This is a genomic window from Burkholderia sp. KBS0801 (assembly GCF_005937855.2).
GTDB classification, from domain to species: Bacteria; Pseudomonadota; Gammaproteobacteria; order Burkholderiales; family Burkholderiaceae; genus Burkholderia; species Burkholderia ambifaria.
In genome coordinates this window covers 2,878,892-2,899,505 of sequence record NZ_CP042177.1, presented here as the reverse complement: position 1 = coordinate 2,899,505, position 20,614 = coordinate 2,878,892, and the positions used below count along the sequence as shown (strand labels likewise).

The 20,614-nt window shown below is 68.6% G+C and carries 21 protein-coding genes; 15 read left to right on the top strand and 6 right to left on the bottom strand.

The features are described from left to right. Positions 1–10: 10 nt before the first annotated feature. Together FFI87_RS13800 and FFI87_RS13795 are read right to left on the bottom strand one after the other, a co-directional pair. Positions 11–205 (bottom strand): zinc-finger domain-containing protein, encoded by a 195-nt coding sequence (locus tag FFI87_RS13800; protein WP_006749970.1) that lies wholly within the window; start codon positions 203–205, stop codon positions 11–13. Between the two features lie 50 nt (positions 206–255). After that, positions 256–1,179, bottom strand: coding sequence for a branched-chain amino acid transaminase (locus FFI87_RS13795; RefSeq protein ID WP_105832453.1), 924 nt, complete (start codon positions 1,177–1,179; stop codon positions 256–258). A 208-nt stretch (positions 1,180–1,387) separates the two neighbouring features. On the opposite strand from FFI87_RS13795, the gene FFI87_RS13790 reads away from it, so the two are divergent. The 3 genes from FFI87_RS13790 (at position 1,388) to FFI87_RS13780 (ending at position 3,940) form a co-directional block, all read left to right on the top strand. Continuing rightward, positions 1,388–2,143, top strand: a complete 756-nt coding sequence (locus tag FFI87_RS13790) for an AzlC family ABC transporter permease (protein ID WP_006749972.1) — start codon at positions 1,388–1,390, stop codon at positions 2,141–2,143. Continuing rightward, on the top strand, positions 2,140–2,463 hold the full coding sequence (locus tag FFI87_RS13785) for an AzlD domain-containing protein (RefSeq protein ID WP_006749973.1): 324 nt from the start codon (positions 2,140–2,142) through the stop codon (positions 2,461–2,463). Before FFI87_RS13790 ends, FFI87_RS13785 begins: the two co-directional genes overlap by 4 nt. Before the next feature lie 280 nt (positions 2,464–2,743). Beyond that, positions 2,744–3,940, top strand: coding sequence for a phosphoglycerate kinase (locus FFI87_RS13780; protein ID WP_138847219.1), 1,197 nt, complete (start codon positions 2,744–2,746; stop codon positions 3,938–3,940). A 157-nt stretch (positions 3,941–4,097) separates the two neighbouring features. On the opposite strand, the gene FFI87_RS34855 is transcribed toward FFI87_RS13780, so the two are convergent. Continuing rightward, a complete protein-coding gene (locus FFI87_RS34855) occupies positions 4,098–4,226 on the bottom strand; it encodes a hypothetical protein (protein ID WP_256097633.1) in 129 nt (42 codons plus the stop codon). On the opposite strand from FFI87_RS34855, the gene pyk reads away from it, so the two are divergent. The 6 genes from pyk to FFI87_RS13745 all read left to right on the top strand — a co-directional run bounded on the left by pyk (position 4,225) and on the right by FFI87_RS13745 (position 10,972). Beyond that, entirely contained in the window at positions 4,225–5,661 is a 1,437-nt protein-coding gene (gene pyk / locus FFI87_RS13770) for a pyruvate kinase (RefSeq protein ID WP_006749975.1), read from the top strand. The genes FFI87_RS34855 and pyk overlap by 2 nt on opposite strands. A gap of 272 nt (positions 5,662–5,933) precedes the next feature. Beyond that, positions 5,934–6,998 carry a class II fructose-bisphosphate aldolase gene (fba, locus tag FFI87_RS13765; protein WP_011657813.1) on the top strand — a complete coding sequence of 355 codons (1,065 nt, stop codon included), beginning with the start codon at positions 5,934–5,936 and terminating at the stop codon, positions 6,996–6,998. A 220-nt stretch (positions 6,999–7,218) separates the two neighbouring features. Continuing rightward, entirely contained in the window at positions 7,219–8,109 is an 891-nt protein-coding gene (locus tag FFI87_RS13760; protein ID WP_138847220.1) for a phosphoribosylaminoimidazolesuccinocarboxamide synthase, read from the top strand. A 16-nt stretch (positions 8,110–8,125) separates the two neighbouring features. Next, the gene (purE, locus tag FFI87_RS13755; RefSeq protein ID WP_012364611.1) at positions 8,126–8,647 is read left to right on the top strand and encodes a 5-(carboxyamino)imidazole ribonucleotide mutase; all 522 of its coding nucleotides are present in this window, start codon (positions 8,126–8,128) and stop codon (positions 8,645–8,647) included. 88 nt (positions 8,648–8,735) lie between these two features. Continuing rightward, a complete protein-coding gene (locus FFI87_RS13750) occupies positions 8,736–9,932 on the top strand; it encodes a 5-(carboxyamino)imidazole ribonucleotide synthase (RefSeq protein WP_138847221.1) in 1,197 nt (398 codons plus the stop codon). A gap of 11 nt (positions 9,933–9,943) precedes the next feature. Beyond that, entirely contained in the window at positions 9,944–10,972 is a 1,029-nt protein-coding gene (locus FFI87_RS13745; protein ID WP_012364609.1) for an L-threonylcarbamoyladenylate synthase, read from the top strand. A gap of 89 nt (positions 10,973–11,061) precedes the next feature. On the opposite strand, the gene FFI87_RS13740 is transcribed toward FFI87_RS13745, so the two are convergent. The 3 genes from FFI87_RS13740 to dacB form a co-directional block, all read right to left on the bottom strand. After that, complete coding sequence (locus FFI87_RS13740) at positions 11,062–12,198, bottom strand: SGNH/GDSL hydrolase family protein (protein ID WP_138847222.1); 1,137 nt, start codon at positions 12,196–12,198, stop codon at positions 11,062–11,064. Positions 12,199–12,293: 95 nt separating this feature from the next. Next, positions 12,294–13,208 carry a sterol desaturase family protein gene (locus FFI87_RS13735; protein WP_138847223.1) on the bottom strand — a complete coding sequence of 305 codons (915 nt, stop codon included), beginning with the start codon at positions 13,206–13,208 and terminating at the stop codon, positions 12,294–12,296. A gap of 246 nt (positions 13,209–13,454) precedes the next feature. Then, the gene (dacB, locus tag FFI87_RS13730) at positions 13,455–14,999 is read right to left on the bottom strand and encodes a D-alanyl-D-alanine carboxypeptidase/D-alanyl-D-alanine-endopeptidase (RefSeq protein WP_041489851.1); all 1,545 of its coding nucleotides are present in this window, start codon (positions 14,997–14,999) and stop codon (positions 13,455–13,457) included. A gap of 181 nt (positions 15,000–15,180) precedes the next feature. On the opposite strand from dacB, the gene FFI87_RS13725 reads away from it, so the two are divergent. From FFI87_RS13725 to FFI87_RS13700, 6 genes are all read left to right on the top strand, one after another. Further along, positions 15,181–15,843 carry a response regulator gene (locus FFI87_RS13725; protein ID WP_034177105.1) on the top strand — a complete coding sequence of 221 codons (663 nt, stop codon included), beginning with the start codon at positions 15,181–15,183 and terminating at the stop codon, positions 15,841–15,843. 3 nt (positions 15,844–15,846) lie between these two features. Next, the gene (locus FFI87_RS13720; protein ID WP_138847224.1) at positions 15,847–17,184 is read left to right on the top strand and encodes an ATP-binding protein; all 1,338 of its coding nucleotides are present in this window, start codon (positions 15,847–15,849) and stop codon (positions 17,182–17,184) included. A gap of 143 nt (positions 17,185–17,327) precedes the next feature. Continuing rightward, positions 17,328–18,812: a DegQ family serine endoprotease gene (locus FFI87_RS13715; RefSeq protein ID WP_012364604.1), complete on the top strand. Its 1,485-nt coding sequence runs from the start codon at positions 17,328–17,330 to the stop codon at positions 18,810–18,812. A gap of 94 nt (positions 18,813–18,906) precedes the next feature. Beyond that, positions 18,907–19,353 carry a carboxypeptidase-like regulatory domain-containing protein gene (locus FFI87_RS13710; RefSeq protein ID WP_138847225.1) on the top strand — a complete coding sequence of 149 codons (447 nt, stop codon included), beginning with the start codon at positions 18,907–18,909 and terminating at the stop codon, positions 19,351–19,353. Between the two features lie 136 nt (positions 19,354–19,489). Further along, the gene (locus tag FFI87_RS13705; protein ID WP_138847226.1) at positions 19,490–19,849 is read left to right on the top strand and encodes a DUF427 domain-containing protein; all 360 of its coding nucleotides are present in this window, start codon (positions 19,490–19,492) and stop codon (positions 19,847–19,849) included. A 29-nt stretch (positions 19,850–19,878) separates the two neighbouring features. Then, complete coding sequence (locus FFI87_RS13700; RefSeq protein WP_138847227.1) at positions 19,879–20,586, top strand: CoxG family protein; 708 nt, start codon at positions 19,879–19,881, stop codon at positions 20,584–20,586. Positions 20,587–20,614 lie beyond the last annotated feature (28 nt).

Genomic DNA, 20,614 nt, shown 5'->3' with positions numbered 1-20,614 from the left:
CCGGCCGGGCTCAATGGCCCTTGACCACCTCGCCGTCGCGCAGCTTGTAGCGCGTGCCGCAGTACGGGCAGCGCGCCTCGCCGTGCGAGACGTCGATGAACACGCGCGGGTGCGCGCTCCAGCGCGCCATGGCCGGGTTCGGGCAGTAGGCGGGGAGATCCTTGGCCGTCAGTTCGACCAGCGGCATTTCCTTGATTTCACTCATGAGACTTTCTCTTATCACTCTTTGGTGGGGCGGTCGGTCGCGCGGCGCGCTCAGACCTTCGTCAGCCAGTGCGCGTACTTCGCGTTCTTTCCCGACACGATATCGAAAAACGCCGACTGGAGCTTTTCCGTCACGGGGCCGCGCGCGCCGCTGCCGATCGTGCGGTTGTCGAGTTCGCGGATCGGCGTGACTTCGGCGGCCGTGCCCGTGAAGAACGCTTCGTCGGCCGTGTAGACCTCGTCGCGCGTGATGCGCTTCTCGATCACCTGGATGCCTGCGTCCTTCGCGAGCGTGATGATCGTGTCGCGCGTGATGCCGTCGAGGCACGACGACAGGTCGGGCGTGTACAGCTTGCCGTTGTTCACCAGGAAGAAGTTCTCGCCGGAGCCTTCCGACACGTAGCCGTCGACGTCGAGCAGCAGCGCTTCGTCGTAGCCGTCGGCGGTCGCTTCCTGGTTCGCGAGGATCGAGTTCACGTACCAGCCCGACGCCTTCGCGCGCACCATCGACACGTTCACGTGGTGGCGGGTGAACGACGACGTCTTCACGCGGATGCCCTTCGCGAGGCCTTCCTCGCCGAGGTACGCGCCCCACGGCCACGCGGCGATCGCGACGTGGATCGTGTTGCCCTTCGCGGACACGCCGAGCTTTTCCGAGCCGACCCAGATGATCGGGCGCAGGTAGCCCGACTCGAGCTTGTTCTCGCGCACGACGTCGAGCTGCGCGGCTTCGAGGGTTTCCCGGTCGAACGGCACGTCCATCTGGAAGATCTTCGCCGAATTCAGCAGACGTTTGGTGTGCTCGTGCAGGCGGAAGATCGCGGTGCTGCCGTCGGCCGTCCGGTACGCGCGCACGCCTTCGAAGACGCCCATGCCGTAGTGCAGCGTGTGGGTCAGGACGTGGATCGTGGCGTCGCGCCAGTCGATCAGCTTGCCGTCCATCCAGATCTTGCCGTCGCGGTCGGCCATTGACATGGGGTTCTCCTGTGAAGCAATTGGGTACAGCGGCTTGTGTGCAGCATTGAGCCGGAAAGACGCTTATTTTAGCGTCATTTGGTGTCGAGCCGGTCGGTCGGCGCGGGGCCGGCGCTATAATCGTCCGGTACCGATTCCAATAACGACGGGCCGTGCCGGCAGGAGACGCCGGAGCCCGCACGAACCGCCCGCCGCGGCCCGCTTTCCGATGCTCGCTCGATTGTCCGCCACCGACCGCTTCGCGCTGATCCAGGGCGCGCGCGACTATTCCCCGACACTGATGGCGATCCTCTCCTGGGGGCTCGTGACCGGCGTCGCGATGAGCAAGTCGGTGATGACGCTCGGGCAGGCGAGCGCGATGTCGATCCTGGTCTACGCGGGCTCGTCGCAGCTCGCGGTGCTGCCGCTCCTCGTCGCGAAGCTGCCGATCTGGACGATCCTGCTCACGGCCGCGATGGTCAACCTGCGCTTCGTGATCTTCAGCGCCGGGCTTGCTCCCCATTTTTCCTACCTGCCGCTGTGGCGGCGCCTCGCGATCGGCTATTTCAACGGCGACGTGATCTACCTGCTGTTCCAGAAACAGGGCTTCGCATACGGCCACGTGCCGGGCAAGGAAGCCTACTTCTGGGGGATGGCGCTCGCGAGCTGGCTGTCGTGGCAGGTGTCGTCGCTCGCCGGCATCCTGCTCGCGAGCGTCTTTCCCGCGAGCTGGGGGCTGGAGCTGGCCGGCACGCTCGCGCTGATCCCGATCATGGTGTCGGCGGTCGCGAACCGCTCGACGCTCGCCGCCGTCGCGGTCGCGGGCATCGTGTCGCTGATCGCGTTCGACCTGCCGTACCGGCTCGCGCTGCCGATCGCGGTGCTGGCCGCGCTCGCGGCCGGCTGCACGGCCGATTTCTTCGTCGAACGCGCCGACTGGCGCCGCATCCGCACCGAAACCGTGCACGAGAAGGAAATCGAATGAGCGCGACGGACATCTGGATCGTGATCGTCGGGATGACGATCGTCACGGCGGTCACGCGCGCGCTGTTCCTGCTCGGCGGCGAACGCACCGTGCTGCCCGAGCGCGCGCAGCGCGCACTGCGCTACGCGCCGGCCGCCGCGCTCGTCGCGGTCGTGCTGCCCGACGTGCTCGAAACGCCGGCCGGGCTGTCGTTCGCGCTGTCCAATCATCCGTTCTACGCGGCGCTCGCCGGCCTTGGCTGGTTCTTGTGGCGGCGCAGCATGCTCGGCACGATCGTGATCGGGATGCTCGTCTTCACCGTGCTGCGCCTGATCTTCTGACGAATCGCCGCGCCGGCCGGCCGGGCATCGGTCGCTTGCGCCTGGAGATTGCTGCATTGCGGCAATGTGTCGGCGGGCGCGTGCGATCCCAAATAGGCGGAATTCGCCGCCGCACGGGTCAGTCTGCCGGATGGATCGGCTAGAATGCCCGTTCAAGATTTTTTACCCGTGCGCGCCATGCGAACCGCCAGCCACGGCCGCATCCGGCGCCCTTTCGCGGCTGCCCGCGCACGTCCAGCGTGAACCCCCTTTCCCCATCCACTACTTCAATCTGTTCAACATGAGCCAAGTCAAGCGTCTTACCGACCTGATCGCCGCCGGCCAGCTCGCCGGCAAGCGGGTGTTCATCCGCGCCGACCTGAACGTCCCGCAGGACGATCACGGCAACATCACCGAAGACACGCGCGTGCGCGCGTCCGTGCCGGCCATCCAGGCCGCGCTCGACGCCGGCGCGGCCGTGATGGTCACGTCGCACCTCGGTCGCCCGACCGAAGGCGAATTCAAGCCCGAAGACTCGCTCGCGCCGGTCGCGAAGCGCCTCGCCGAACTGCTCGGCCGCGACGTGCCGCTGGTTGCGAACTGGGTCGAGAACGGCGTGAACGTCGCGCCGGGCCAGGTCGTGCTGCTCGAGAACTGCCGCGTGAACAAGGGCGAGAAGAAGAACTCGGACGAGCTCGCGCAGAAGATGGCGAAGCTCTGCGACGTGTACGTGAACGACGCGTTCGGCACCGCGCACCGCGCGGAAGCGACCACCCACGGGATCGCGAAGTACGCGCCGGTCGCGTGCGCGGGCCCGCTGCTGGCCGCTGAACTCGACGCCCTCGGCAAGGCGCTAGGCAACCCGGCCCGCCCGCTGGTGGCGATCGTCGCCGGTTCGAAGGTGTCGACCAAGCTGACCATTCTCAAGTCGCTCGCCGGGAAGGTCGACCAGCTGATCGTCGGCGGCGGCATTGCGAACACGTTCATGCTCGCGGCCGGCCTGTCGATCGGCAAGTCGCTCGCGGAAGCCGATCTCGTCGCCGAGGCGAAGGCGATCATCGACGAAGCGCGCGAGCGCGGCGCGTCGGTGCCGATCCCGACCGACGTCGTGACGGCCAAGGAATTCTCGCCGACGGCCGCGGCCACGGTGAAGCAGGTCGCCGACATCGAAGCGGACGACATGATCCTCGACATCGGCCCGGATACGGCCAAGGCGCTCGCGAGCCAGCTCGAGAAGGCCGGCACGATCGTGTGGAACGGTCCGGTCGGCGTGTTCGAGTTCGACCAGTTCGGCAACGGCACGAAGACGCTCGCCGAAGCGATCGCCAAATCGTCCGCGTTCTCGATCGCGGGCGGCGGCGACACGCTCGCGGCCATCGCGAAGTACGGCATCCACGACCAGGTCAGCTATATCTCGACCGGCGGCGGCGCCTTCCTCGAGTTCCTCGAAGGGAAGAAGCTGCCGGCGGTGGAAGTGCTCGAAACGCGGGCGGCCTGAGCGTGGCGGCGCGCGCAGGGGTGACCAGGGCCGCGCGCTCCGCTAAAGCGGAGCAGCCGGCCGGCGCGGGCAAGCGCAAACGCGCGCCCGCGCGGGCGAACTCAGCCCCGCGCGCACCGGCGGCCGCCGGCGACGCGGCCGTGCAGCACCACGAGATTCAGAACAAAGCGATGCCGGGCGCAAGCACCGGCACGCCCCCCGGAACGGCGGCCGCTGGGCCTGCCGATTCCGGCTCTCGCAGCGTTTCACCCAGCGCATCCACCTTGATCCAGATGAGGAGTTTCATGCAGCGCGCCACCAAGATAGTCGCCACGATCGGCCCGGCTTCCAGTTCGCCGGAGATTCTGCTGCAGATGATGCAGGCGGGCCTCGACGTCGTGCGGCTCAATTTTTCGCACGGTACGGCCGACGATCACCGCCAGCGCGCCGAGATGGTGCGCGAGGCCGCCCGCAAGGTCGGCCGCGAGATCGCGATCATGGCCGACCTCCAGGGCCCGAAGATCCGCGTCGGCAAGTTCGAGAACGGCAAGACTATGCTCGTGCCGGGCCAGGCCTTCATCCTCGACGCGGGCTGCGAGCTCGGCAACGACGAGCGCGTCGGCCTCGACTACAAGGAGCTGCCGCGTGACCTGAAGCCGGGCGACCTGCTGCTGCTGAATGACGGCCTGATCGTGCTGACCGTCGAGCGCGTGCTCGGCGACGAGATCCATACGGTCGTCAAGGTGGGCGGCGAGCTGTCGAACAACAAGGGGATCAACCGGCAGGGCGGCGGCCTGTCGGCGCCCGCGCTGACCGCGAAGGACATGGAGGACATCCGCACGGCGATGTCGCTCGGCGCGGATCTCGTCGCGGTGTCGTTCCCGAAGAACGCGACCGACATGGAAATGGCGCGCCAGCTCGCGAATATCGCGGGTGCGCCTTACGGCATCAAGCCGAAGATGATCGCGAAGATCGAGCGCGCGGAGGCGATTCCGGCGCTGCAGAGCATCCTCGACGCATCCGACGGCATCATGGTCGCGCGCGGCGACCTCGCGGTGGAAGTCGGCAACGCGGCCGTGCCGGCGCTGCAGAAGCGGATGATCCGGATGGCGCGCGAGTCGAACAAGCTCGTGATCACCGCGACGCAGATGATGGAGTCGATGATCCTCGCGCCGGTGCCGACCCGCGCGGAAGTGTCGGACGTCGCGAACGCGGTGCTCGACGGCACCGACGCGGTGATGCTGTCGGCCGAGACGGCCGCCGGCAAGTACCCGGTCGTCACGATCGAGACGATGGCGGCCGTGTGCGTCGAGGCGGAAAAGTCCGAGCACGTCGAGCTGGACAAGGATTTCCTCGACCGCACGTTCACGCGGATCGACCAGTCGATCGCGATGGGCGCGCTGTTTACCGCCTATCACCTCGGCGCCAAGGCGATCATCGCGCTGACCGAATCGGGCGCGACCGCGCTGTGGATGTCGCGTCACTACACGCACGTGCCGATCTTCGCGCTGACGCCGCGCGTCGGCAGCGAGCGCACGATGGCGCTGTACCGCAACGTGACGCCGCTGCACGTCGACTTCAACAGCGACCGCGACTCGGCGCTGCAGGCGGCGCTCGAGATCGTCGTCAAGCAGGGCTACGTGCAGCACGGCGACATGGTCGTGCTGACCGTCGGCGAGCCGATGGGGCAGGCGGGCGGCACCAACACGCTGAAGATCGTGCGGGTCGGCGAGCATTATTGAGCTGAGCGTCCGAGTCGATCCGGCACCGTTTATTGACGAAGAGCCGCGTGGGGTCCGATACCCCGCGCGGCTTTTTTTCTGTTTTTTGCCCGCATTGTGCCGTGCGAAGGTAACAAATTGCGAGCAGGCGCCACCGGGCGGTCGGAATCGGAGGCGCTTCGCGATAAAATGCCGCTATTCGACGCTCAGCCGCGCCGTGCCCCCCGTTCGAACGGGAGCGAGCGCCGCGCCGGCGTCAGGGCGCACCGGTTTTCATTCCAAGGAGTTCCACAATGCCTCTCGTATCAATGCGTCAATTGCTGGACCACGCGGCAGAGCACGGTTACGGCCTGCCGGCCTTCAACGTGAACAACCTGGAGCAGGTCCAGGCGATCATGGCGGCGGCGGATCAGGTCGGCGCGCCCGTGATCATGCAGGCATCGGCCGGCGCGCGTAAGTACGCGGGCGAGCCGTTCCTGCGCCACCTGATCGAAGCGGCGGTCGAGTCGTATCCGCACATCCCGGTCGTGATGCACCAGGACCACGGCCAGTCGCCGGCAGTGTGCATGGGCGCGATCCGCAGCGGCTTCACCAGCGTGATGATGGACGGTTCGCTCGAAGCCGACGGCAAGACGGTCGCCTCGTACGAGTACAACGTCGACGTGTCGCGCAAGGTCGTCGAGATGGCGCACTCGATCGGCGTGACGGTCGAAGCCGAACTCGGCGTGCTCGGCTCGCTCGAGACGATGAAGGGCGACAAGGAAGACGGCCACGGCGCGGAAGGCACGATGACCCGCGAGCAGCTGCTGACCGATCCGGAGCAGGCGGCCGACTTCGTGAAGCTCACGCAGTGCGACGCGCTCGCGATCGCGATCGGCACGTCGCACGGCGCGTACAAGTTCTCGAAGAAGCCGACGGGCGACATCCTGTCGATCCAGCGCATCAAGGAAATCCACGCACGCATCCCGAACACGCATCTGGTGATGCACGGTTCGTCGTCGGTGCCGCAGGAACTGCTGGAAGAAATCCGCCAGTTCGGCGGCGACATGAAGGAAACCTACGGCGTGCCGGTCGAGGAAATCCAGGAAGGCATCAAGCACGGCGTGCGCAAGATCAACATCGACACCGACCTGCGTCTCGCGATCACCGGCGCGATCCGCCGCTACCTGTTTGAGAACCCGGGCAAGTTCGATCCGCGCGACTACCTGAAGCCCGCGCGTGAAGCGGCGAAGAAGGTGTGCGTCGACCGCTACCTCGCGTTCGGCTGTGAAGGCCAGGCCGCGAAGATCAAGCCGGTGTCGCTCGACAAGATCGCCGAACAGTACAAGTCCGGCGCGCTCGCGCAGGTCGTGCGCTGAGACTGTAGTACGATTGCCTCGCCGAAAGGCCGGGGCCGGCTGCCCGATGCCGGAGTGATCCGGCCCCGGCAGCCGTTCCGTCCGGCCGAACGAGGGCCGGCCGGCAACTGGCGGGCACGATCGCCCGCCGGTTCGCCGACGCATTGCAAGACCGCCGTTCCCGCCTGCCGCGGGGAACGGCGTTTCCCTTTTTGTTTGGCTCCTTATCTGCGAAAAGACGATGTCTACCCTTTACGAATCCACGCTCCGCTCGCTGCCGCTCCTCGGTCGCGGCAAGGTCCGCGACAACTACGCGGTCGGCAACGACAAGCTCCTGATCGTCACGACCGATCGCCTGTCGGCATTCGACGTGATCATGGGCGAGCCGATTCCGAACAAGGGCCGCGTGCTGAACCAGATGGCGAACTTCTGGTTCGACAAGCTCGCGCACATCGTGCCGAACCACCTGACGGGCGACGCGCCGGAAGCGGTCGTCGCGGCCGACGAGGTCGAGCAGGTCAAGGGCCGCGGCGTGGTCGTCAAGCGCCTCGAGCCGATCATGATCGAAGCGGTCGTGCGCGGCTACCTGGCCGGCAGCGGCTGGAAGGAATACCAGGCGTCGGGCGCCGTGTGCGGCGTGCAGTTGCCGGAAGGCCTGCAGAACGCGCAGAAGCTGCCCGAGCCGATCTTCACGCCGGCCGCGAAGGCCGAACTCGGCGAGCACGACGAGAACATCACGTTCGAGGAAACCGAGCGCCGCATCGGCACCGAGCTGGCCGCGACGATTCGCGACATCTCGATCCGCCTGTACAAGGAAGCGGCCGACTACGCGGCGACGCGCGGCATCATCATCGCCGACACGAAGTTCGAATTCGGCCTCGACAATCACGGCAAGCTGTACCTGATGGACGAAGTGCTGACGGCCGATTCGTCGCGCTTCTGGCCGGCCGACCAGTACCAGGTCGGCACCAACCCGCCGTCGTTCGACAAGCAGTTCGTGCGCGACTGGCTCGAGGCGCAGCCGTGGGGCAAGACCGCGCCGGCGCCGGCGCTGCCGGCCGACGTCGTCGAGAAGACGGCCGCGAAGTACCAGGAAGCGCTCGAGCGCATCACCGGCCAGCCGCTCGCCTGAGCAAGGACAGACGAAAATGAGTGAAGTCCAGACCGCCCACACGCACAGCGCACCGCTCGTCGGCGTACTGATGGGTTCGAGTTCCGACTGGGACGTGATGAAGAACGCGGTCGCGATCCTGCAGGAATTCGGCGTGCCATACGAAGCGAAGGTCGTGTCCGCGCACCGGATGCCCGACGAGATGTTCGATTATGCGGAGAAGGCGCGCGAGCGCGGGCTGCGCGCGATCATCGCGGGCGCCGGCGGCGCCGCGCACCTGCCCGGCATGCTCGCCGCGAAAACCACGGTGCCGGTGCTCGGCGTGCCGGTCGCGAGCAAGTACCTGAAGGGCGTCGATTCGCTGCACTCGATCGTGCAGATGCCGAAGGGCGTGCCGGTCGCGACGTTCGCGATCGGCGAGGCCGGCGCCGCGAACGCTGCGCTGTTCGCGGTGTCGATCCTGTCCGGCACGTCGGTCGACTACGCGAACCGGCTCGCCGCGTTCCGCGTGCGCCAGAACGAAGCCGCGCACGCCATGGTGCTGCCGCCGCTGGCGTGACGGCGCACCGGCGGCCGCACTGTCATTCCGGCGGCCGCCTGACTTTCCTCACTGCGGCGGGCAGCGCCCGTCGCGACCGACCACTGACATGACCGCAACTCCTGATTCCGTTTCCCCGATCCTGCCCGGCGCGTGGCTGGGCATGGTCGGCGGTGGCCAGCTCGGCCGCATGTTCTGCTTTGCCGCCCAGTCGATGGGCTATCGCGTCGCCGTGCTCGATCCCGATCCGGCGAGCCCTGCGGGCGCGGTCGCCGACCGCCACCTGCGCGCGGCCTACGACGACGAAGCCGCGCTCGCCGAGCTGGCCGGGCTCTGCGAGGCCGTGTCGACGGAATTCGAGAACGTGCCGGCCGCGAGCCTCGACTTCCTCGCGCGCACGACGTTCGTCGCGCCGGCCGGCCGCTGCGTCGCGGTCGCGCAGGACCGGATCGCGGAGAAGCGTTTCATCGAGGCCTCCGGCGTGCCGGTCGCGCCGCACGTCGTGATCGAATCGGCGGCGGCACTGGCCGCGCTCGACGATGCCGCGCTCGATGCGGTGCTGCCGGGCATCCTTAAGACGGCGCGCCTCGGCTACGACGGCAAGGGCCAGGTGCGCGTGAGCACCGCGCGGGAAGCGCGCGATGCGCATGCGGCGCTCGGCGGCGTGCCGTGCGTGCTCGAAAAGCGGCTGCCGCTGAAGTACGAAGTGTCCGCGCTGATCGCGCGCGGCGCGGACGGCCGCTCGGCCGCCTTTCCGCTCGCGCAGAACGTGCATCACAACGGCATCCTCGCGCTGACCATCGTGCCGGCGCCGGCCGCCGACGCCGCGCGTGTCGAAGAGGCGCAGCAGGCGGCCGTCCGGATCGCCGATACGCTCGGCTACGTCGGCGTGCTGTGCGTCGAATTCTTCGTGCTGGAAGACGGCTCGTTCGTCGCGAACGAAATGGCGCCGCGCCCGCACAACTCCGGCCACTACACGGTCGATGCGTGCGCAACGAGCCAGTTCGAGCAGCAGGTGCGCGCGATGACGCGCATGCCGCTCGGCAACCCGCGCCAGCATTCGCCGGCCGCGATGCTGAACATCCTCGGCGACGTGTGGTTCCCCAATGGTGCGGCGGCCGGGGCCGTCACGCCGCCGTGGGACACGGTCGCCGCGATGCCGGCCGCGCACCTGCACCTGTACGGCAAGGAAGAAGCGCGCGTCGGCCGCAAGATGGGCCACGTGAACTTCACGGCCGAGACGCGCGACGCCGCCGTCGCCGCCGCCACCGCGTGTGCGCAGTTGCTGCGCGTGCCGCTCGACTGAGGCGCCAGCCGATGTCCATCGATCTCCCGAACTCCGTGACGCGCGCGCAGATCGACGCGGCCGCCGCGCTGCTCGACGCGGGGCAGCTCGTCGCGTTCCCGACCGAAACCGTGTACGGGCTCGGCGGCGACGCGGCGAACCCCGAAGCCGTCGCGCGCATCTACGCGGCGAAAGGGCGCCCGGCGAACCATCCGGTGATCGTGCATCTGCCGCCCGGCGGCGATCCGGGCTACTGGGCCGACGACCTGCCGGCCGATGCACAGGCGCTGATCGATGCATTCTGGCCGGGCCCGCTGACGCTGATCCTGAAGCGCCATGCGCGCATTCCGGACGCCGTGAGCGGTGGGCAGGATTCGGTCGGCCTGCGCTGTCCGTCGCATCCGGTCGCGCAGGCGCTGCTGGCCGCGTTCAGCGCGCGGCGAGGCGGCCACGGCGGCGTCGCCGCACCGTCCGCGAACCGCTTCGGCCATGTGAGCCCGACTACCGCCCAGCACGTGCGCGACGAATTCGGCGACACGGTCCACGTGCTCGATGGCGGCGCGTCCGAAGTCGGCATCGAATCGACGATCCTCGACCTGTCGCGCGGCTTCCCGGCGCTGCTGCGCCCGGGCCACGTGACGCCGCGGCAGATCGCCGACGTGCTTGGCCGCGCGCCGCGCCTGCCCGACGGTGGCGACGCGACCGCGCCGCGCGCGTCCGGCACGCTGAAGGCGCATTACGCGCCGCGCACGCCGCTCTCGCTGCTGCCGTTCGATGCGCTCGAGCCGCTGCTCGCGGCCGCGCAGACCGACGGCGAACGCGTCGCGCTCGTCGCACGCGCGTCGCGCGCGGGACGCTGGGCGCAGGCCGACGGCGTGCATTTCGTCGCGGCGCCGGAAGATCCGCAGGCGTATGCGCGCGACCTGTACGGGATGCTGCGCGCGCTCGACCGCGCGCAGGTCGCACGCATCCTCGTCGAGAAGCTGCCCGAGACCGTCGAGTGGATCGCGGTCAACGATCGTCTCGGTCGCGCGGCCGCGGCATTCGAAGCGCGCGACTGACGCGGCGTCGCGCATCCGATCCGGAATAAAAAACGCCCGACCGGCGAAAAACCGGTCGGGCGTTTGCGTTTCAGCGCGTGGCGGGCGGCTTACTTGCCGACGCCCGATGCCGCGATCTGCTTCTCGACGAATTGCGAGAACAGCAGGTGCAGGCGCGTCGTCGGGTGGACCAGGTCGGCGAACATGTAGGTCTGGTCCGCGTTCGCGACCGTGTAGGTCTGCGGCGAGCAGAACAGCGACGAGCCGAATGCGGTCGCGTTCGCGACGCCGTACTGGGTCGCCGCTGCGACCATCGCCTTCAGGTTGCACCCGGTGTCGGTGTTCGACACCGCGAAGCCGTTCGCCTGGTAGTTGGCCGCGACGCCGTCCTGCCACGTGAACGTGTCGAGCAGCGCGTACTTGGTCTTGTCGACCTTCAGCGCGGCCAGCGTGCCGGCGAGCGTCTGGTTGAACAGCCCCGACAGTTGCGTGAACACGGCCTGCGTGCCGCCTTGCAGCGCGAGCGGCGTGCCGCCGATGTCCGGCACGTTCGACACGAATACGTGCGTCGCGCCTGCCGCGACGATCTGCTGGACGATGCCGCCGAGCTGCTGCGCGGCCAGGCCGATCGCCTGCGCCGCCGCAAGCTGGGCGGCCGGCGTGTTGCCTTGCGCCTGCGCGACCTGCGCCTGGTAGAAGATGTCGTTCGCGCCGCCGTTGACCAGCACGATCTGCCCTGAGTTGAAGCTGCCGTGCTGCGTCAGATACTGCTTGACCTGATCGGCGATCGGCGTCGTCGTTGCCTGCGCGTAGTCGGCGTTCGGCACGCTGGCGTCCGCATGGCCGATGCCCGGCTGCAGGGTCACGCGCGAGCCGCCCTGTGCATAGCCGAGGCCGCCGGTGGCCTGCAGCGGGATGCCGAAGCCGCCCTGGTTCGCGGGCTGCAGCGTGTCGCCGTAGTACTGCGCGACGTTCTGCGTCCACACCTGGCCGGGATTGGTCGTGAAGCGGCCGCCGCCGAAGCCGAGCTTGATCTGCGAGTAGGTACCGGCGTCCGACAGGCTGTCGCCGAACGACACGATCTGCATTTTCACGCCGGACGGCGGCGTGTTCGACGCGCTGTTGTTGTTGTCGTCACCGCCGCCGCACGCGGCGAGCAGCGCGAGCGCGGCGCCCGCGATCGCGACCTGCGCGGTGCGCAGCAGGCGTTGACGGTGGCGCGAAGGTGCGTGTTGTCGTGATTGCATCGTTCTATCTCCTCGTAGATATGGCCTGATGTGTTTCTCATCTGCCGCGTGCCTGCCCGACTCCGGGCTGCGCGGCGGCCGTTGGCTGAAACGGTTTATTGGTCACGCGCAGCCGCAAGCGGCACGGCGCGCGGATCCTGGTTCGCGGCCTCTGCAATCTGCGCATGATAAGCGCTCGCCCATTCGGGCGGGCCGAAAATCGCGCGCAGCTTGTTGCGCCAGCCGCCGATGCGCAACGCGTCGGCCGCCATCGACACCCCCTCGTGGAACGTCGCGACGAGCGGGTTGTTCGAGCCGAGCGGCTCGACGATTCCATAGCGCGGCGGATCGTCGGGCGACTCCTCGACGTAGCTGCCGAACAGGCGATCCCAGATCACGAGCACACCTGCGTAATTGCGGTCGATGTAGCGCGGGTTGCGGGCATGGTGCGCGCGATGGATCGACGGCGTGTTGAACACGTATTCGAGCCAGCCGAGCTTGCCGATCGCCTGCGTGTGCACGAAGAACTGGAACGCGAGGTTGATCAGCACGACGCCGACGATCTGCTGCGGCGGAAAGCCGACGAACGCGAGCGGCAGCCAGAACACCCACATGCCCGCGACGGGATACATCAGGCTCTGCCGGAACGCGGTCGAGAAATTCATCCGCTCGGACGAGTGGTGCACGACGTGCGCGGCCCACAGCCAGCGCACGCGATGGCTCGCGCGATGGAACACGTAGTAGAGGAAGTCCTGGCCGATGAACAACACGGCGAACGACAGCCAGCCGTCGTGCCACGTGAACAGCCGGAAATGTGCGTAGCAGTACGCATAAACGGGGATCACGAACAGCCACGCGAGCTTGTCGGCGCCCTGGTGCATCAGCGCGAGCACCGCGTTGCACAGCGTGTCGCGCCACGCATAGACATGCTCGTGCGCACGCGTGCGGGCGAGGTGCGAGGCCTCCCACGCGATGCAGAGCAGGAAGACGGGCGCCAGCGCGAGCAGAAGCAATTCGACGTCGAATCGCATGGACGTGTCTCCTCCTTTCCCCTGCAAGCCGTGAGGCCGGGCCCATGGCCCGTTGTAGATATCGGTCAGGCCAACAGCCTACGCAATCGCCACGCGCTAGGCGAGGGGGCAGCGTAGAGGGTTCCCTCTGAGGACAGGGTTTCTACGGAAAACCATGTGCAACGGGGCCGCGCGGTGCGGCCCCGTTTTGTGGCGCGGTGCGCCGGCGGTGCGCGGGTGCGCCGCGTCGCGGCGCGCGCCGTCCCGTCAGTGCGCGCCCGCGTAGATCCACTCGAGCAGCGTGTCGTGCGCGGCGCGCGCGGCTTCCGCGTGATCGTCGTTGATGAAACTGACGACGACGTAGCTCTGGCCGTCCGCGCCCGCGACGTAGCCCGCGATCGCGCGCACGTCGCGCAGCGTGCCCGTCTTGATGTGCGCGTTGCCGAGCACGCCGGCGTTGGTCAGGCGGTTCTTCATCGTGCCGTCGATGCCGGCGACCGGCAGCGAATCGACGAACGCCTGCGCGATCGGGCTCGCGTTCGCGGCCTGCAGCAGCGCGGCGAGCGACAGCGCGCTCACGTGCTCGTCGCGCGACAGGCCCGAGCCGTTCTCGAGCGCGAGGTCGGGCATCGCGATCCCGTTCTTGCGCAGGAATGCCTGAATCGCGCGGCTCGACTGCTCGGGTGTCGCGGGCGGCTTGCCGGCGACCGCGCCGATCGTCAGGAACAGGTTGCGCGCCATCACGTTGTTGCTGAACTTGTTGATGTCGTAGACGATGCTGCCGAGCACCGGGCTGTGATGGACGGCGAGCGGGCGCGCGGTGGTCGGCACCTTGCCTTCGCTGACCGGCCCCGCGATCGTGCCGCCGTCCTGCTGCCACAGCGCGAGGAAGCCGCGCGCGAAGAACGTCGTGTGATCGAGGATCGCGAGATTGGTCGTGCGCGCGCCGCAGCGCAGCGGATAGTCGCCGGCGAACGACGCGGTCATGATCCCGCTGCCGGCCGTCAGCGTCGGACGCGCGGCCGCGGCTGCCGCGCCGCACGATCCGCTGCCTTCGTACAGCTGGTTGTCGATCGACAGGTTCGCGAGCGGCGGCAGCACATCGACGGCGATCTTGCCGTCGTCGCCCGGCGTCACCGTAAACGACACGGCCTTGAATGCGTACAGCAGCGGGTCGGGGCCGACGTTGTACGGTGCGCTCACGTCGTCGTCGAACGACGGCAGGTCGCGCGTCGACGCGGCGAAATAGCTCTTGTCGAGCACGAGGCCGCCGGCCACGCGCTTGACGCCCGCCTTGCGAAGCTTGTCGACGAGGTCGATCAACTCCTCGGGCACGAGCTTCGGATCGCCGGTGCCCTTGATGTACAGGTTGCCTTGCAGCGTGCCGTCCGGATCGACCGGGCCGTCCGCATACGCGGTGGTGCGCCAGCGGAAGTCGGGGCCGAGGATCGACAGGCCCGAGAAGGTCGTGACGAGCTTCATCGTCGACGCCGGCAGCATCGGCCGGTTCGCGTTCCATTCGATCAGCGGCTCCGGATCGCCGACGCGCTCGACGACGACGCTCATCGCCGATGCCGGTACCTTCGCGCGCTGCAGCGCGACGAGCACGGACGCCGGCAGGCCGGCCGCGCGCGCGGCGGGCGACACGACGGCGGTCTTGCGCGCTTCCTTGTGAAGCTTCTTGCGGGCCTGCGCGGGAGGTGCGAATGCAAGGGCCGTGCAGGTGGCGACGACGGCGGCCGCACGCAGGCAGACGCGGGCGCAGACGCGGGCGCGGGGTGCGAACCGGGCGGAGAGATCGGAAATCGGCATGGGCGAATACGGGAAATGCAGGGGTTCGGGCAGGGCGCGCGGCGCGCCGGAGCGCACATTGTAGAGACAAGTGCGCACACGCTCCTTGCAATCCGCCTTTCTGTTGCATTGCAGGCGGCGCACGCGATTCGCGGCGCTACAATGGTCGCCATGTTGACTCGCCCCATGGGTTCCGGTTCCGATGCGGATTCTCCTCGTTGAAGACGATCGAATGATTGCCGAAGGCGTACGCAAGGCATTGCGCGCCGACGGCTTCGCGGTCGACTGGGTGCAGGACGGCGACGCCGCGCTCACGGCGCTCGGCGGCGAGGCGTACGACCTGCTGCTGCTCGATCTCGGCCTGCCGAAGCGCGACGGCATCGACGTGCTGCGCACGCTGCGCGCGCGCGGGCAGTCGCTGCCGGTGCTGATCGTCACCGCGCGCGATGCGGTCGCCGATCGCGTGAAGGGGCTCGACGCGGGCGCCGACGACTACCTCGTCAAGCCGTTCGACCTCGACGAACTGGGCGCGCGGATGCGCGCGCTGATCCGCCGCCAGGCCGGGCGCAGCGAATCGCTGATCCGCCACGGCGCGCTGACGCTCGATCCCGCGTCGCATCAGGTGACGCTCGACGGCGCGCCCGTCGCGCTGTCCGCGCGCGAGTTCGCGCTGCTCCAGGCGCTGCTGGCGCGGCCCGGCGCGGTGCTGTCGAAGAGCCAGCTCGAGGAGAAGATGTACGGCTGGGGCGAGGAGATCGGCAGCAACACGGTCGAGGTCTACATCCACGCGCTGCGCAAGAAGCTCGGTTCGGACCTGATCCGCAACGTGCGCGGGCTCGGCTACATGGTCGTCAAGGAAAGCTGACGCGTGAGGTCGATTCGTCATCAATTGCTGATCTGGCTGCTCGCGATCGTCGTCGCGGGCGTGGGCCTCGCGGGCTGGCTGATCTACCGGCAGGCGCTCGCCGAAGCGAACGAGCTGTTCGACTACCAGCTGCAGGAAATCGCCGCGGCGCTGCCGTCGGAGCCGTTCTCGCAGGTGTTCGGCTCGCGCACCAACGGCGACGAAGGCATCGTGATCCAGATCTGGAACCGCAACGGCGTGCTGATGTACTTCTCGCATCCGCGCGCGCCGATCGCGCCGCGTGCGGAGCTCGGCTTCTCGACCGAGCGCACCGATCGCGGCGAATGGCGCGTGTACGGCGCGATCGTCGGCGACAACGTCGTGCAGCTCGCGCAGCCGCTGTCGGTGCGCAACCGGCTCGCGGCGAACGTCGCGCTGCGCACGCTGTGGCCGCTGATCGTGCTGCTGCCGTTCCTCGGCGCGGCGGTCTGGATGATCGTCGGGCGCGGGCTCGCGCCGCTCGCCCGCGTGACGCGCGCGGTCGAGGCACGCCGGCCCGAAGCGCTCGATCCCTTGCACGATGCGGGCCTGCCGCTCGAGGTGCAGCCGCTCGTGCGCGCGCTGAACGGGCTGCTCGCGCGGCTGTCGGCGGCGCTCGACACGCAGAAGGCCTTCGTCGCCGATGCCGCGCACGAACTGCGCACGCCGCTCGCGGCCGTGCAGATCCAGGCGCAGCTCGTCGCCCGCGCGAAGGACGATACGTCGCGTCGCGAGGCGATTGCGGATCTCCAGGACGGCGTGTCGCGCGCGACGCGTCTCACCGAGCAACTGCTCGCGCTCGCGCGCGCCGAACCGGACGGCGCGACGATGCGCGAGCCGGTCGATCTGCAGGCGCTGCTCGTTGAATGCGTGGCCGCGCATGCGCCGCTCGCGCAGCGGCATCACATCGATCTCGGCTTCGAGGAGAGCTCCGCGGCGACCGTCGTCGCCGACGTCGGCGCGCTGCGCGTGATGTTCGGCAACCTGCTCGACAACGCGGTGAAGTACACGCCCGACGGCGGCCGTATCGACGTGTCGCTGACGCGCGACGCGGCCGGCCGCGCGTGCGTGCAGATCGGCGACAGCGGGCCCGGTATCCCGGCCGACGAGCGCGAGCGCGTGTTCGACCGCTTCTACCGCGACAGCTCCGCGCGGGCGCGCGCCGACGTGTCGGGCAGCGGGCTCGGGCTCGCGATCGTCAAGCGCGTGGCGGCGCAGCAGGGCGCGACGGTGTCGCTCGGCGACGCAGCCGCGGGCGGCCTGCTCGTGAGCGTCGTGTTCGGCGACGCCGAGATGCCGGCACAGGCTTCCGAATCCGCATGATGCAAGGCGCCCCGCGGGCGCCGGCGGTGGGCGGCGCCGGCCCGTGATCGGTGTAAACCGGGTCTATGCCTCGCTCGAGGTCGATTAAGCCTCCTTTAAGTCAGGGTCGTTACGCTGCGTCCTAACAAAGAGGAGGTCCTACGATGAACACTCGATTCCTTGCGCGCGGCGCCGTCGCGGTCGCCGTGGCGGCCGCCCTGTCCGCCGGCTATGTCGCGGGCACCCGCCACGCCGATCCGCAGATCATCACGCCTGCGCAGGCCGCTGCGCTGATGCCGGCCGAGGCCGCGGCGAAGACGGGCATTCCCGATTTCTCCGGGCTCGTCGAAACCTACGGCCCGGCGGTCGTGAACATCAGCGCGAAGCACGTCGTGAAGCAGGTGTCGCGACGCGTGCAGCAGCCGCAACTGCCGATGGATCCGAGCGATCCGTTCTACCAGTTCTTCAAGCACTTCTACGGCCAGGTGCCGGGCATGGGCGGCGACGCGCAGCCGGACGACCAGCCGAGCGCGAGCCTCGGTTCGGGCTTCATCGTCAGCGCCGACGGGTACATCCTCACGAACGCGCACGTGATCGACGGCGCGAACGTCGTCACGGTCAAGCTGACCGACAAGCGCGAGTACAAGGCGAAGGTCGTCGGCTCCGACAAGCAGTCCGATGTCGCCGTGCTGAAGATCGACGCGAGCGGCCTGCCGACCGTGAAGATCGGCGACCCGGGCCAGAGCAAGGTCGGCCAGTGGGTCGTCGCGATCGGCTCGCCGTACGGTTTCGACAACACGGTCACGTCCGGCATCATCAGCGCGAAATCGCGCGCGCTGCCCGACGAGAACTACACGCCGTTCATCCAGACCGACGTGCCGGTGAACCCCGGCAACTCGGGCGGCCCGCTGTTCAACCTGCAGGGTGAGGTGATCGGCATCAACTCGATGATCTACTCGCAGACGGGCGGCTTCCAGGGCCTGTCGTTCGCGATCCCGATCAATGAGGCGATCAAGGTCAAGGACGAGCTCGTGAAGACGGGCCATGTGAGCCGCGGCCGCCTCGGCGTCGCGGTGCAGGGGCTGAACCAGACGCTCGCGAGCTCGTTCGGACTGCAGAAGCCGGACGGCGCGCTCGTCAGCTCGGTCGACCCGAACGGCCCGGCCGCGAAGGCCGGCCTGCAGCCGGGCGACGTGATCCTGGGGGTGAACGGCTCGCCGGTGGCCGACTCCACGTCGCTGCCCGCGCAGATCGCGAACCTGAAGCCGGGCTCGAAGGCCGATCTGCAGGTGTGGCGCGACAAGTCGAAGAAGACGATCAGCGTGACGCTCGGCGCGATGACCGACGCGAAGCTGGCTTCGAACGACGGCGGCCCGGTCGAGCAAGGGCGCCTCGGCGTCGCGGTGCGGCCGCTCACGCCGCAGGAGCGCAGCGCCACCAACCTGTCGCACGGGCTGATCGTGCAGCAGGCCGGCGGCCCGGCCGCGACCGCGGGCATCCAGCCCGGCGACGTGATCCTCGCGGTCAACGGCCGCCCGGTCACGAACGCCGAGCAATTGCGCGACGCGGTCAAGGGAGCGGGCAACAGTCTTGCTCTCCTGATTCAGCGCGATAATGCACAGATCTTCGTGCCGGTCGACCTGAGCTGACCGGCGGCCGTTGTGGGCCGGCCTCGCCGGCCCGCGCGGACGCTGCCGGCGTTCGGCCCCGTGGTGCTGTGTTCCGACCCGAAAGGAGAGAGCCATGCAATATCTACGCAACGTGTCCCGAATTGCCGCCGCCGCGGCACTGGCCGCCGGCCTTGTTGGCGCCGCGCCCGGCGCCTACGCGCAATCGGAGGGCTCGGACGGCTTGCCCGCAGCGAGCCAGCAGGGCGATGTCAGCTACGTGTCCGGCGGCATCGGCAAGGATCAATCGACAGCATTCGAGCATAGCGAAGCGGCGTGGCCGCTGGCGCTGCGCTTCACTGGCCAGGGCGGCGAATTCCTGGCCGACGTCCATGTGCGGATCGTCGATGCCAAGGGCACCGAAGTGCTGAAGACGGACGCACGCGGGCCGTACATGCTCGTGAAAGTGCCGCCGGGGCGCTACACCGTTCACGCGTCGTACCAAGGCAGCGACGAATCGCGCGCGGTCACGGTCGGGGCGAAGGGCGGCGCGAAGGCCGCGTTCCGGTGGAATACGCAATAGCGGATTGCGCGGGCCCGGTCCGGTCGCGCAATCGGGTGCAGTTTCGCCCATAATGAGAGCCACGGCCCCTGTGCCGTGGCTTTTTCGTTTCCTGCACCCGGCTTGCCCGCCGGGGCCGCCGCCCGGAGAAGAAACGATGTCCGATGCCGCCGACCCTCGCCTAGAAATCGTGCCGAACCGCCATCGCGTGCGCGTGATCCATCGCGGGATCACGTACGCCGACTCGCAGGGCGCACTGACCGTGCGCGAGACGGGCCTGCCGGACACCCATTACCTGCCGCGCGGCGACGTCAACATGCACCGGCTCGTGAAGTCGAGCGTCACGACGGCGTGTCCGCTGCGTGGCCAGGCCGTGTATTTCCACCTGCAGACCGAAGACGGCGTGATCGAGAACGCCGCGTGGAGTTACGAGGAACCGGGGGAGGCTGCGTCCGCGCTCGCGCACTACGTCGCCTTCGATGTCGCACGGGTCGACAATCTCATCGAGACGTCCTGAGACGGCGTGGGTTCATCGGGGGAGGCATCATGGAACTGACCGACACGTTACGCGTACCGCTCGCGCCGGCTGTCGTGCGGGAGGCACTCGAGGATCTCGCGTTGCTGCGGGCGAGCTTCGACCATTGCGAATCGTTCGTGAAGCTCGCGCACGGCGAGTTCGCGCTGACGATCACGGTCCCGCTCGGCCCGCTGCGTGCGCGCTACGACGTGCGTGCGCATTCGGCGAGCGAACAGGGCGACGCGGAAGGGCAGCCGCGCCGCGTGCTCAACTTCAAGGCGCGGGCCGACGGCCTCGGCGCGCTGCGCGGGCAGGTCGAGCTCGTGCTGCTGCCGGACGACGACGAGGCCGCGACGCGCATCGAATACGTGGTGTGGGCGACGGCGAGCGGGCCGCTCGCCGAGCTGCCGGCGCGGCAGATCGAGAATGCGCTGCACGAGTGGACCGACGATTTCTTCCGCGAATTCTGCGCGGTCGTGCAGGCGAAGCACGGACTCGTGCCGAACCGCGCGCGCTCGAGCCCGGTGCGTCGCCAGCATGTGTTCCTGCGGCCTGCGTCGCTGATGGCCGCGGCGAAGCGTCCGCTGCCGTCGCACCTCGGCGGTGCGCTGAGCGGCCGCGCGGCGAGCGCCGTTCATCATCGCGAATCCGGCCCGCTGCCTGTCTGGGCGTGGGCGGCGATCATCGTGTTCGTCGCGTTGCTGCTGTATGCGGCGCGCTGGATCAACGGCGCGTGAGCGGCCGCGCACGCTAGCGAGTTGCCCG

Excerpts from the sequence above, each read along its gene's own strand:
- FFI87_RS13705 (WP_138847226.1), top strand. The coding sequence starts at position 19,490 with ATGTCCGATGCCGCCGACCCTCGCCTAGAAATCGTGCCGAACCGCCAT.
- dacB (WP_041489851.1), bottom strand. The coding sequence starts at position 14,999 with ATGCCGATTTCCGATCTCTCCGCCCGGTTCGCACCCCGCGCCCGCGTC.
- FFI87_RS13740 (WP_138847222.1), bottom strand. The coding sequence starts at position 12,198 with ATGCAATCACGACAACACGCACCTTCGCGCCACCGTCAACGCCTGCTG.
- FFI87_RS13790 (WP_006749972.1), top strand. The coding sequence starts at position 1,388 with ATGCTCGCTCGATTGTCCGCCACCGACCGCTTCGCGCTGATCCAGGGC.
- FFI87_RS13725 (WP_034177105.1), top strand. The coding sequence starts at position 15,181 with ATGCGGATTCTCCTCGTTGAAGACGATCGAATGATTGCCGAAGGCGTA.
- FFI87_RS13795 (WP_105832453.1), bottom strand. The coding sequence starts at position 1,179 with ATGTCAATGGCCGACCGCGACGGCAAGATCTGGATGGACGGCAAGCTG.
- FFI87_RS13785 (WP_006749973.1), top strand. The coding sequence starts at position 2,140 with ATGAGCGCGACGGACATCTGGATCGTGATCGTCGGGATGACGATCGTC.
- FFI87_RS13710 (WP_138847225.1), top strand. The coding sequence starts at position 18,907 with ATGCAATATCTACGCAACGTGTCCCGAATTGCCGCCGCCGCGGCACTG.
- FFI87_RS13800 (WP_006749970.1), bottom strand. The coding sequence starts at position 205 with ATGAGTGAAATCAAGGAAATGCCGCTGGTCGAACTGACGGCCAAGGAT.
- FFI87_RS34855 (WP_256097633.1), bottom strand. The coding sequence starts at position 4,226 with ATGAAACTCCTCATCTGGATCAAGGTGGATGCGCTGGGTGAAACGCTG.
- FFI87_RS13735 (WP_138847223.1), bottom strand. The coding sequence starts at position 13,208 with ATGCGATTCGACGTCGAATTGCTTCTGCTCGCGCTGGCGCCCGTCTTC.
- FFI87_RS13750 (WP_138847221.1), top strand. The coding sequence starts at position 8,736 with ATGACCGCAACTCCTGATTCCGTTTCCCCGATCCTGCCCGGCGCGTGG.
- pyk (WP_006749975.1), top strand. The coding sequence starts at position 4,225 with ATGCAGCGCGCCACCAAGATAGTCGCCACGATCGGCCCGGCTTCCAGT.
- FFI87_RS13760 (WP_138847220.1), top strand. The coding sequence starts at position 7,219 with ATGTCTACCCTTTACGAATCCACGCTCCGCTCGCTGCCGCTCCTCGGT.
- FFI87_RS13780 (WP_138847219.1), top strand. The coding sequence starts at position 2,744 with ATGAGCCAAGTCAAGCGTCTTACCGACCTGATCGCCGCCGGCCAGCTC.
- FFI87_RS13715 (WP_012364604.1), top strand. The coding sequence starts at position 17,328 with ATGAACACTCGATTCCTTGCGCGCGGCGCCGTCGCGGTCGCCGTGGCG.
- purE (WP_012364611.1), top strand. The coding sequence starts at position 8,126 with ATGAGTGAAGTCCAGACCGCCCACACGCACAGCGCACCGCTCGTCGGC.
- fba (WP_011657813.1), top strand. The coding sequence starts at position 5,934 with ATGCCTCTCGTATCAATGCGTCAATTGCTGGACCACGCGGCAGAGCAC.
- FFI87_RS13745 (WP_012364609.1), top strand. The coding sequence starts at position 9,944 with ATGTCCATCGATCTCCCGAACTCCGTGACGCGCGCGCAGATCGACGCG.
- FFI87_RS13700 (WP_138847227.1), top strand. The coding sequence starts at position 19,879 with ATGGAACTGACCGACACGTTACGCGTACCGCTCGCGCCGGCTGTCGTG.